The organism is Rhizobacter sp. P2_H2 (assembly GCF_056403375.1).
Map to the genome: position 1 here is coordinate 1 of NZ_JBFUFP010000091.1, position 10,600 is coordinate 10,600.

Annotated in this window: 10 protein-coding genes and 2 pseudogenes; 6 read left to right on the forward strand and 6 right to left on the reverse strand. The window is 69.9% G+C overall.

The genetic code is table 11. The features are described 5' to 3' along the window. The 3 genes and pseudogenes from AC1D15_RS08260 to AC1D15_RS08270 all read left to right on the forward strand — a co-directional run. Nucleotides 1–1,034, forward strand: a pseudogene (locus AC1D15_RS08260) (hypothetical protein); the annotation flags it as partial. A 517-nt stretch (nt 1,035–1,551) separates the two neighbouring features. Next, nucleotides 1,552–2,700, forward strand: a complete 1,149-nt coding sequence (locus tag AC1D15_RS08265; RefSeq protein ID WP_477825604.1) for a sensor histidine kinase — start codon at nt 1,552–1,554, stop codon at nt 2,698–2,700. Further along, nucleotides 2,697–3,482: a LytR/AlgR family response regulator transcription factor gene (locus AC1D15_RS08270; protein WP_047506089.1), complete on the forward strand. Its 786-nt coding sequence runs from the start codon at nt 2,697–2,699 to the stop codon at nt 3,480–3,482. Before AC1D15_RS08265 ends, AC1D15_RS08270 begins: the two co-directional genes overlap by 4 nt. A gap of 21 nt (nt 3,483–3,503) precedes the next feature. Here the strand turns inward: AC1D15_RS08270 and AC1D15_RS08275 are convergent, their stop codons facing one another. Then, nucleotides 3,504–3,716, reverse strand: a complete 213-nt coding sequence (locus AC1D15_RS08275; RefSeq protein ID WP_047506091.1) for a hypothetical protein — start codon at nt 3,714–3,716, stop codon at nt 3,504–3,506. 152 nt (nt 3,717–3,868) lie between these two features. Continuing rightward, a complete protein-coding gene (locus AC1D15_RS08280) occupies nt 3,869–5,677 on the reverse strand; it encodes an aminopeptidase P family protein (RefSeq protein ID WP_477825605.1) in 1,809 nt (602 codons plus the stop codon). Nucleotides 5,678–5,878: 201 nt separating this feature from the next. Between AC1D15_RS08280 and AC1D15_RS08285 the strand changes: the two genes are divergently transcribed. Beyond that, nucleotides 5,879–6,790 (forward strand): hypothetical protein, encoded by a 912-nt coding sequence (locus AC1D15_RS08285; RefSeq protein WP_477825606.1) that lies wholly within the window; start codon nt 5,879–5,881, stop codon nt 6,788–6,790. On the opposite strand, the gene AC1D15_RS08290 is transcribed toward AC1D15_RS08285, so the two are convergent. Next, the gene (locus tag AC1D15_RS08290; protein ID WP_465113327.1) at nt 6,717–7,070 is read right to left on the reverse strand and encodes a darcynin family protein; all 354 of its coding nucleotides are present in this window, start codon (nt 7,068–7,070) and stop codon (nt 6,717–6,719) included. The genes AC1D15_RS08285 and AC1D15_RS08290 overlap by 74 nt on opposite strands. 92 nt (nt 7,071–7,162) lie before the next feature. Between AC1D15_RS08290 and AC1D15_RS08295 the strand changes: the two genes are divergently transcribed. After that, a complete protein-coding gene (locus AC1D15_RS08295) occupies nt 7,163–7,804 on the forward strand; it encodes a TetR/AcrR family transcriptional regulator (protein WP_477825607.1) in 642 nt (213 codons plus the stop codon). A 69-nt stretch (nt 7,805–7,873) separates the two neighbouring features. Then, nucleotides 7,874–8,278 (forward strand): hypothetical protein, encoded by a 405-nt coding sequence (locus AC1D15_RS08300; RefSeq protein WP_477825608.1) that lies wholly within the window; start codon nt 7,874–7,876, stop codon nt 8,276–8,278. Between the two features lie 13 nt (nt 8,279–8,291). Here AC1D15_RS08300 and AC1D15_RS08305 read toward each other — a convergent pair whose 3' ends face one another. The 3 genes and pseudogenes from AC1D15_RS08305 to AC1D15_RS08315 all read right to left on the reverse strand — a co-directional run. Further along, nucleotides 8,292–9,257, reverse strand: coding sequence for an ABC transporter permease (locus tag AC1D15_RS08305; RefSeq protein WP_477825609.1), 966 nt, complete (start codon nt 9,255–9,257; stop codon nt 8,292–8,294). Further along, the gene (locus tag AC1D15_RS08310; RefSeq protein WP_477825610.1) at nt 9,250–10,230 is read right to left on the reverse strand and encodes an ABC transporter permease; all 981 of its coding nucleotides are present in this window, start codon (nt 10,228–10,230) and stop codon (nt 9,250–9,252) included. The genes AC1D15_RS08305 and AC1D15_RS08310 overlap by 8 nt, the downstream gene beginning before the upstream one ends. An 88-nt stretch (nt 10,231–10,318) precedes the next feature. Then, nucleotides 10,319–10,600 (reverse strand): annotated as a pseudogene (locus AC1D15_RS08315) (sugar ABC transporter ATP-binding protein); the annotation flags it as partial.

Sequence of the window (10,600 nt, forward strand, 5' to 3'; positions counted from 1 at the left end):
CCGGCCGTGTCGCGCTCGCGGCGAGCGAGGTGCTGCGCAACCGCGAGCTGTCGCCGTTCATCGTCAACATGGGCAACAACGGCGCGCTGAGCAACAGCGGCGTATTCCGCACCCGGCCCGACGACGTGCGCGCGATCGTCGACGTGCAGCTCGCGCAGGCGCGCAAGCAATGGGGGCTGCAGGACGGCGTGGTCGACGTCTGCATCTTTGCGCACGGCGGCCTGGTCGGCGAGTCTGCCGCGGCCGACATCGCGGCGCAGTGGATCCCGATGCTGTACGAGCAGAAGATCTTTCCGATCTTCCTGATGTGGGAGACGGATTTCTTCACGAGTGCGCTGAACTGCATCGATGATGCGATCCGCGACGTGCCGCGCAGCACCGCCGCCGGCTCGTCGATGGCGGCCTGGTGGAACGAGCGGCTGGAGCGCGTGCTGTCGCGTCCCGGCACGCGCATCTGGGGCGAGATGAAGCAGAACGCCGATGCGATGAGTGCGTACAAGCCGGGTGTGCCGGACGACGAGCAGGCCGGTGCGGTGCTGCTGTACGGGCATTTCAAGCATGGCGTGGCCGACAAGCGCATCCGCATGCATTTCGTCGGGCATTCGGCCGGCAGCATCGTCGCGAGCCTGATGATCGATCGGCTGGCGCAGGAGGGCATGCGCTTCGAATCGGTGAGCTTCCTGGCGCCGGCGGTGCGCGTGGACACCTTCGAACGCTGCGTGCGGCCGCACCTCGAATCGGGTGTCGTCAGGCGCTACCAGCAGTTCCACCTGAGCGAACGTGCCGAGCAGCAGGACCACACCTGCGGGCCGTACCGGCGCTCGCTGCTGTACCTCGTCAGCGAATCGTTCGAGGGGGGCAGCACGACGCCGATTCTGGGGATGCAGCGCTTCTTCGATGCTGCTGCGAAGGGCTTGCCGAACACCACGGCGTGGGTGTCGCCGGGGCCGGTGWGCACCAGCACGACGCATGGGGGGTTCGATGATGATCCGGGGACGCGGGGGCAGGTGGTGGAGTTCATCCTCCGGGGGTGATCACTGCGTGGCAGTGCCGGGTCTCGCCCCGGCGGGCGAGTCACTTTCATTTGAGCCCAAATGAAAGTAACCAAAGCAAAGGGCTTGGAAAACCATACGGTTCGTCCAGTCTCGCTGCGGACAACACTGACGCTTCGGCTGCACATCCCCGTTCATTGGGATTGTTGCTCTCCCGCTTCACTCGACTCGCTCGCTACGCGTCGCATCGTCTAGTCCCTGCGAGGGCTGCGTCATCTTGGCGATGCGTAGCGAGCTGGGTGGAGAAGAACGGCCAACAATCCCAATGAAGGTGGGGCACCAGCCGAAGCGTCAGTGTTGTCCGCAGCGAGACTGGACGAACCGTATGGTGTTGTATTGAGGCCCTTTGCTTTGGTTACTTTCATTTGGGCTTCAAATGAAAGTGACTCGCCCGTGAGGGCGAAACCTGCCGTCACTCGCACCCCGGGATCCGCCGTCTGTCGCACACCGGGCTGCGCGGCTTGCCGGGCCGGGCCCCCGCGCCGTATCGTGGCATCCCATGAAGCCCGTTCCGTCCGTTCCTCCCGCTGCCCCCGCTGCCCCCGCTCCGCCGGCTCCGCCCGCGCGCCACCTTGCCCGGCTGTGGGCTTCGCTGACCCCACGCCGCATCGCGATCAACCTGATCGTCGCCACCGTCGCCGCGATCGCACTGAACCCGATCTTCGTGACGCCCTTCCTCAGCGTCTGGGGCCGCAGCATCTTCGTCGGCCTGATGCTGCTGGTGGCCTTCGACATCGCCGGGCATTGGCCGTCGCGCTGGCTGCCGCGCTGGGTCGTTCAGGTGGCGGCCGTCGTCATCACCGCGCCGGTCGCTACGCTGGTCGCCTACCTGGTGATGGTGCAGGGCGATGTCACCAGCTTCCAGCGCAACGAAGGCCTGCTGTGGGGCTTCTTCTCGATCGCCACCACCGGCCTCGCCGTCGGCCTGACGCTCGCGCTCGGTGCGCTCTACCGCGAACGCGATGCCCAGGCCCGCTCGCAGGCGCTGGCCTTCGAGCTGGAACGCAGCACGCTCGAGAAACAGGCGCTCGACGCGCGGCTGCGCCTGCTGCATGCACAGGTCGAGCCGCATTTCCTGTTCAACACGCTGGCCAACGTGCAGCAGCTGGTGGAGTCGGGCTCCGAACGGGCCGGCCCGGTGCTGAACAGCCTGATCGCCTACCTGCGCGCCACGATGCCCAGCCTCGCGCAGACCAGCAGCACGCTCGGCCACGAGATCGGGCTGGTGCGCGCCTACCTCGAGCTGATGCGCATGCGCATGCCGGACCGGCTGGCCTTCGACGTCGCGGTGCCCGATGCGCTGGCAGGCCTGCCGTTCCCGCCGATGGCGCTGCTGACGCTGGTCGAGAACGCGGTGCGCCACGGCATCGACCCGAGCGAGACGGGCGGCCGCATCGAGGTCGGTGCCCGTGCCGATGCGCGGCAGGCCTGCGTCGAGGTCTGGGTCAGCGACACCGGCGCCGGCATGGACGAGAAGGCCGCGCCCGGCACCGGCCTCGCCAACCTGCGCGAGCGGCTGAAGGCCACCTATGGCGATGCGGCCAGGTTGGAACTCTGCGACGAGACGCCGCACGGCCTGCGCGCCACGCTGGTGCTGCCCGATCCCAGTCCGCAGTTCGCGAAGCTGGACCCTGGAGCGGCACCATGAACCCCACCGCGCTGATCGCCGACGACGAGCCGCTGCTGCGCGAGCGCCTGCGCGGGATGCTGCAGCGCCTGTGGCCGGAGCTCACGATCGTCGCCGAGGCGCGCAACGGCCGCGAGGCAGTGGAGTTGTTCGATGAACATGCGCCGCAGGTGGTGTTCCTCGACGTGCACATGCCGGGGTTGAACGGCGTCGAGGCGGCGCGCTCGATCGCGCGGCGGGCCCAGGTGGTGTTCGTCACCGCCTACGAGCAGTACGCGGTGACGGCCTTCGAGCAGGGGGCGATCGACTACGTGGTGAAGCCGTTCGACGAGGAGCGCCTGGCCGATACGGTGCAGCGGCTGCGGCAACGGCTCGGCACCGACGGCGCCGCACCCGCGGCGGACGACCGTCTGGAGGCCGCGATCGAGAAGATGTCGGCSGAACTGCGCCGCCAGTCACCGGCGCAGCGGCAGGCGGGGTGGCTGCAGTGGATCAAGGCGTCGGTGGGCAACAGCGTGCGGCTGATCCCGGTCGAGCAGGTGGCCTACCTGCGCTCCGACGAGAAGTACACGCTGGTCGTGTGGGAGGGCGGCGAAGCGCTGATCCGCCGCACGATCCGCGAGCTGGCCGATGAGCTCGATCCGGAGTGCTTCGTGCAGGTGCACCGCTCGGTGATCGTGAACCTGCACCAGGTGGCCCAGGTGGTGCGCGGGCCGAACGAGACGGCCGACGTGCACATCAAGGGCCGCAGCGAGCTGCTGCCGGTGAGCCGCAGCTACGTGCACGTGTTCCGGCACATGTGAAGCGCCGGCTCCGGCGGTTGCTCACTGCATCGTCGTGCGCATCGCCTGCGTGGCTTCGGCGACGCTCTGCACGCGCTTGCCGGTGATCGTGACCATCGGCAGCGTGACGACTTCGGCGCTGGCCTGCTGCGTGGTGCCGGCGCGGCCTTCCTCGAGCATCGCGATCGCGATCGACAGCGTCGCGGCGATCAGCACGGTGAAGGTCAGCAGCGGGGCGAAGAGGCGGTCGAACATGTCAGTCTCCAGCGGTGTGTGTGTTGCGTTGGAGTGAACTGTAGGCAGCCGCCCGCGCCGGCGACAGCGCGCTGAGACGAAGCGTCGAAACACGGGGACAGGCTGCGGGTCGGCACGACGGGGCGCACCGGCCCGGGGCCGCTCCCGCGGCGTCAGACCGGTTCGGTGCGCGCCACCAGCCAGGCGAGCGCCTCGCCGCTCACCAGCGGCGACAGCCGCTCGCGCACCACGCGGTGGTAGTCGTTCAGCCAGGCGGCCTCGTCGGCGCGCAGCAGGCTGTGGTCGATGCAGCGGGTGTCGATCGGGCACAGCGTCAGCGTCTCGAAACCGAGGAACTCGCCGAACGCACCGTTCTCGGGCGTGTCCGCCGCGACGTTCAGCACCAGGTTCTCGATGCGAACGCCCCATTGGCCGCCGCGGTACAGGCCGGGCTCGATGCTGGTGATCATGCCGGGCTCCATCGCCATCTGCGGCTCGGGGATCGCCTTGCTGATGCTCTGCGGGCCCTCGTGCACGTTCAGGAAGTAGCCGACGCCGTGGCCGGTGCCATGGCCGTAGTCGAGGCCGTGCTCCCACAGCGGCGCACGCGCGATGGCATCGAGCATCGGCGACAGCGTGCCGCGCGGGAAGCGGGCGCGGCTCAGCGCCAGCGTGCCCTTCAGCACCAGCGTGTAGTCGCGCCGCTGCGCGGCCGATACCGTGCCGATCGGCCAGACGCGGGTGATGTCGGTGGTGCCGCCCAGGTACTGGCCGCCGGAATCGATCAGCAGCAGGCCGTCGCCCTCGATCACCGCGTGCGATTCGGGCGTCGCCCGGTAGTGCGGCATCGCGCCGTTGGCGTTGAAGCCGGCGATGGTGTTGAAGCTCAGGCCGACGAAGCCGGGCCGGCGCGCCCGCGCGGCGCTCAGCTGCTCGTCGATCGTCAGCTCGGTGATCCGTTCCTTGCCGAGCGCCTGCTCGAACCACGCATAGAACTCGCACATCGCGGCACCGTCCTGCGCCATCGCGTCGCGCACGAAGGCGGCCTCGGCGGGGCTCTTGCGGCTCTTCAGCAGCGTGCTCGGGTTGATTGCCTCGACCACCTTCACGGCGGCCGGCACGTTCTCGCGCAGGCCGAGCGTGATGCGGCGCGGGTCGATCAGCAGCGTGGCCTCGGCGCCCAGCCGGGCCAGCGCGGCAGCCGCCTCGGTGTACGGGGCCAGTTGCACGCCGTCGGCGGCGAGCGCCGCCTGCACCGCTGCCGGCACCTTGCCGACGCCGACGAACAGCGTCGCGCCGTGCAGGCCGATCAGCGCGTGGGCCAGGAACACCGGGTTGTAGCTGACGTCGGAGCCGCGCAGGTTGAAGATCCAGGCGATGTCGTCGACGGTGGAGACGAAATGCTGCGTCGCGCCGTGCACCGCCATCGCGCGGCGCACCTCCGCCAGCTTGGCGCTGCGGGCCAGCGGCGCGTGGGGAGCGGCATGCTCGTAGACCGGCGCTTCGGGCAGCGCCGGGCGATCGGGCCACACGTCTTCCAGCAAGTCGAGGTCGGTGCGCAGCGGCACGCCGGCGCGCGTCAGCGCGGTGCGCAGCTGCTGCGCCGCCGCCAGGCCCAGCACCGCGCCGTCGACGGCCACCCCCTGCCCGGCGGGCACCTGGCTGGCCAGCCACTCGACGTGGTGGGTGGCAGCGCCGCTCGGGATCTTCACCAGCTCGATGCCGGTGCCGGCCAGTTCGGCCTCGGCCTGCACCCAGTAGCGGCTGTCGGCGAACAGCGCCGCGCGCTCGGTGGTGACGACCAGCGTGGCCATCGAACCCGTGAAGCCCGACAGCCATTCGCGCCCTTGCCAGCGCCCCGGCAGGTACTCGGACAGGTGCGGATCGCTCGATGGCACCAGCAGTGCAGCCAGCTGGTGCTGTTTCAGCGCGTCGCGCACGCGCTCCAGGCGCAGGCGGATCGGGGAGGTGCGGGTGTCCATGGGTTCGGCTCCGTTCGGGGCCCGCACGCCGCCCGGGTCGGGAAGCCAGCGGGGAAAGCGCGGATTTTAGGGCCTGACGGCCATCGGGGCAGGGTTTGCACTGGCCCGCCAGGCCGCGCTGCGGAGGGCCTTCTGCAATTTCTCTTCGCAGTTGGCGCTCATCCTGTGCGCTGGTGCGCCGCGCGCCCCCGAGGAGATGCCATGCCGTTCGACCCCCGAATCGAGAAAGAAGCCTTCCTGCACGCCGACCGTGCGCTGTTGCGGCAGCTTCTCGACATCGATTTCCAGCTCTACCGCCCGATGGGCTACCTGGCTGCCACCGCGCTGCACAAGCTGGTGTATTGCTGGCTCGTCGGCCTGCACGAGGACATCGCGCCGGTGCTGCCGCGCGTGATCGGGTGGCTCGACCATGCGATCAACAGCGGCGAGGCCGGCCGGGAGCTGCGCCGGGAATCCGGCGATGAAGTCCTCGCGCTGGGGGAGAGCGGCGAGCCGCGCACGATGCGCCCGAACCTGCACGCGACGCGGGCGATGGCCCGGTGGCTGCACGGCGGCGAGGCGGCCTGCGATGACTGGTCCGGCGCGCGTCGTTCCCAGGCGGCCTGGCGCGCCAACCTCGCGCGCGGCGAGCGGCGCCTGACGCCCCACCAGCTCGCGCTGGACGACTACCTGGCGTGGTGCGTGCAGTGCGGCGAATACACCGCCGGCATCGAGCTGATCGAGAGCCAGCTGGCGCTGCGCGCCTCGGCGCCGGCGCATGCGGTGCTGGCACGCCTGCCGCGCCCGCGCGAGTTCGCCTACGCGGTCTGCCTGCACCATGCGCGCGGCCGCTTCGAGCCGGCCGACCTGTTCGAGGCCGGCAAGCGCATGCTCAATGGCAGCCTCAACGAAGGCTGGCTCGCCACCGGCGAATCGCTGCGGGCGGCGATGTGGCTGAAGATCGTGCACTGGGATCTCGCCGCGCCGGTCGGATGCGCCGCCGCCAGCCCGCTCGACACGGTGCGGCGGGCGCACGTTCACCTGGCGCCGCAGCCGGTGCTCACAGCGCGCACGACTGCGACACCGCAAAGTCGTCCTCTCGCCAGCACTCTCCGTGCGTCGGGATCACGTTGATGACCTCGAAGTACGGCAGGCCGAAGTACTCGCATCCGTGCAGCGCCTCGACCGCGGCGTGGTACTCGTCGAGGTCGGGGGTCTCCCAGACCGCGACCTCGGCGCACTGGGTGTCCCAGCGCGATTCGCAGGTCTCGAACTGCCGCAGGCGCAGCGACGGGAAGCTCTCGAACACCAGCACCAGCACGCGTTCGCGGAACGCCGCGCGCCGCGCGGCATCGAGCGATCGCCAGTGGGAGGTGGCCTGCAACAGCATGAAGAAGGTGTGGGTTCTTGACATGGCGGAGGTGGGTGGTGGGTTGACGCAGCGAAGCGCCTTGCCGACACTATGCGAGTTTTTATTCGTATTTGAAACTCGCATTTCGGCAACCGATGTCCACACCGCAGACCGCCCCGCCCAGCACCCCTCTCACGCCCCGCAAGGCACCGCGCCAGGCGCGCTCGCGCGCCACCGTCGACGCGATCCTCGATGCCGCGGCTCGCGTTCTGGTGCAGCGCGGCTATGCCGCGACCACGACGAACGCGGTGGCCGAGGTGGCCGGCGTCAGTGTCGGCTCGCTGTATCAGTACTTCCCGAACAAGGATTCGCTGATCGCCGCGCTGCATGACCGGCACGGCCGGCAGATGAGCGCGCTGCTCGATGCCGCGCTGCTGCAGCACCGCGGCTCGTCGCTGCCGGAGGCGCTGGCCGGCGTGATCGAATCGGCGGTGAAGGCGCACCAGCTCGATACCGACCTGCACCGCGTGCTCGAGAAGCAGGTGCTCGGCCTGCACCAGTTCCCCGGCGCGGACGAATCCGTCGACRAGATCGAGCGGCGCCTGCGCGGGCTGCTGGAGGCGCACCGCGCCGACATCGTCGTCGAGGACCTGAAGCTCGCCACCTACATGCTGATGCACGCGGTGCATGCGCTGATCCACGCGGTGGTGCTGGAGCGGCCGAGCGGTGTCTCGGTGAAGGCGGCCACGCGCGAGACGGTGCGGATGGCGCTGGCCTACCTCACCGCCCGGCTGTGATCCGCCAGGGAACCGGATAGCCGGCGCGGTGACTCAGTCGGCATCTGGAACAACGCGGGGAGATCGAACATGAGGTTGTGCGAGCAATTCGGGCGTCTCTTCGGCAGATTGGCTGCGCGACCGACCGACGAAGAACGGAATCCGCAGCCGTTCAGGCTGACGATCGTGCGGCAGGTCCGTGGTGCACGTGAGTGCCTGGTCGCCAACATGCCGTCTCACCCGACGACGATCAAGGCCAGCCTTGCGGCGACGGGCACCTTGGTGACGCTGGCCGTCGTGCTGCTACGCAGGTCGAGCGATCTCGACAATGGCGATCCCAACGACGATGTGATGCCCTCTGCCGTGACGCGCCTCGACGGTGGCGCCGTGATGGTGTTGGTGATGGCGGCGTGTTGCGTCGCGGCGTGCCTGTTCGCCACGGCTTGGCATTGCGTGTCGCCCCCACCGCCGGACACGCATCCGGAAGACGCCTGAGAAGTCGTCTGCGTCAACGCGCCGGCGCGCCCCGCCCGTACAGCAGCAGCATCGCGACGATCACGCCGCCGTAGATCAGGTGGCGCCCCCACTCCTCGATCTGCATCACCGAGAGAATGGACTGCAGCAGCGTGATCAGGATGACGCCGGCCACCGTGCCGAGGTAGTGGCCGCGCCCGCCGAGGATCGAGGTGCCGCCGAGCACCACCGCGGCGATCGCCGGCAGCAGGTAGGGATCGCCCATCGCCTGCGCCGCCTTGCTCGCATAGCCGGCCAGCAGCACGCCGCCGAAGGCCGACAGCCCGCCGGCCACCGCGAAGGCCGTCATCACGACCGCCCGCGTGCGTGCGCCCGACAGGTAGGCGGCGCGCTCGCGGTTGCCGATCGCGTAGACGCAGCGGCCGAAGGTGGTGCGCGTCAGCACGAACACCGCCGCCGCGCCGACCACCGCCCACACCAGCAGCGCGTTCGGGATGCCGGCGAGGCTGTGGCCGGTCGCGATGAAGCGCATCGCCGGCGACGACGCATCCTGCGGCGAGTAGCCGCCGGTGTGCACCACCATCAGCCCCTGCGCCACCGCGTTCACGGCCAGCGTGACGATCATCGACGGGATGCGCAGGAACGCGACGCCGAAGCCGTTCAGCAGGCCGAGCACCACGCCGCAGGCGATGCCGAACGGGATCGCGAACGCGCTGCCCCACGGCCCCCAGCCGGTGGCCGCGGTGGCCATCATCGCGCCGACCGCCACCACCCAGGGCACCGACAGGTCGATCTGCCCGAGCAGGATCACCAGCATCGCGCCGGTCGCGATCACGCCGAGGAACGAGGCCACCTTCAGCTGCTGCAGCAGGTACTCGGGCGACAGGAAGCTGCTGCTGTACAGGCTGCCCAGCAGCAGCAGCGCGACGATGCAGCCGAAGGCCGACGTGATGGGGCCCCTGATCGGACCCCGGAAGTGCCTGGCCAGGTGCCTATCCATACAGATCGAGCCGGTTGCGAAGTTTCAGCAGCCTGAGCGCGCCCACGCAGATCGCCGCGAACAGCACCGCGCCCTGGAACAGCGGCTGCCACAGCGGCTCGAGATTGAACACGAACATCAGGTCGCCGATGGTGCGGAACATCAGTGCGCCGAACACCGCGCCGACCGCGCTGCCCGAGCCGCCGAACAGCGACACGCCGCCCAGCACCACCGCGGCGATCGAGTACAGCGTGTAGGTGCTGCCGTTGGCCGACGACGCTTCGCCCGACCAGGTGATGCAGGTGACGAACAGCCCGGCAACCGACGCGAGCAGCCCCGACAGCACGTAGGCGACGAACTTGGCACGCCGCACCGGCACGCCCGACATGTAGGCCGCCTGCTCCGACGAGCCGACCGCAGCCGCCGCGCGCCCGATCACCGAGCGGCGGTACGGCAGCCACACCACCAGCAGCAGCGCGAGCAGCAGCACGAGCGCCGCGGGAATGCCGCCCGGCAACTGCCCGGTCAGCGCGTCGGCCAGCGTGCCGTTCACGTCGCCGCCCGGCACGCGGCGCAGCGCGAGCGCGAGGCCGAAGAAGGCCGAGCCGGTCGCGATCGTCGCGACGATCGGCTGCAGCCGCCCGACGATCACGATCAGCCCGTTCAGCGCACCGCAGGCGCAGCCGGCCAGCAGAACGGCTGCCACGCCGAGCGCCGTCTGCCCTGGCGTGCCGACGACGAGGTGCGAGGCCAGGCAGTTGGCGAGCACCAGCACCATGCCGACCGACAGGTCGATGCCGGAGGTCAGCACGACCAGCGTCTGCGCCATCGCGACGATCGCGAGCAGCACGCCCTTGTTCGCCGCGGTGGTGGCGACATTCGCGGTCAGGCCGGCCGGGTGGTTGGCGGCATAGACCGCGAACATCGCGACGAAGCCGATGAACGCGAGCAGCGTGCCCTGGTGCTCGCGCAGCCGGTGCGGCCAATCATTCATGACTGCCCCTCGTCCGATGGGTACATCGGGCGGTCCCCCGAGGGGACGCGGGCCGGCTTGGGGCGGCCCGGCGCTCGGCCCGCCCCCGTCATGCGGGCTCCACGTCCAGCGCCGCGCCGACCAGCGCATGCTCGGTGATCCCGGCACCGACGAGCTCGCGGCGGATCCGGCCCTCCACCATCACCAGCACGCGATCGCAGCAGCCGATCAGCTCGTCGTGGTCGGTCGAGTAGAAGAGGAGGGCCGCGCCGTCGTCGGCGAGCCGGCGCAGCAGCTGGTAGATCTCCTGCTTGGTGCCGACGTCGATGCCGCGTGTCGGGTCGTTCAGCAGGATGATGCGCGGCGCCCTCATCAGCCACTTGCCGATCAC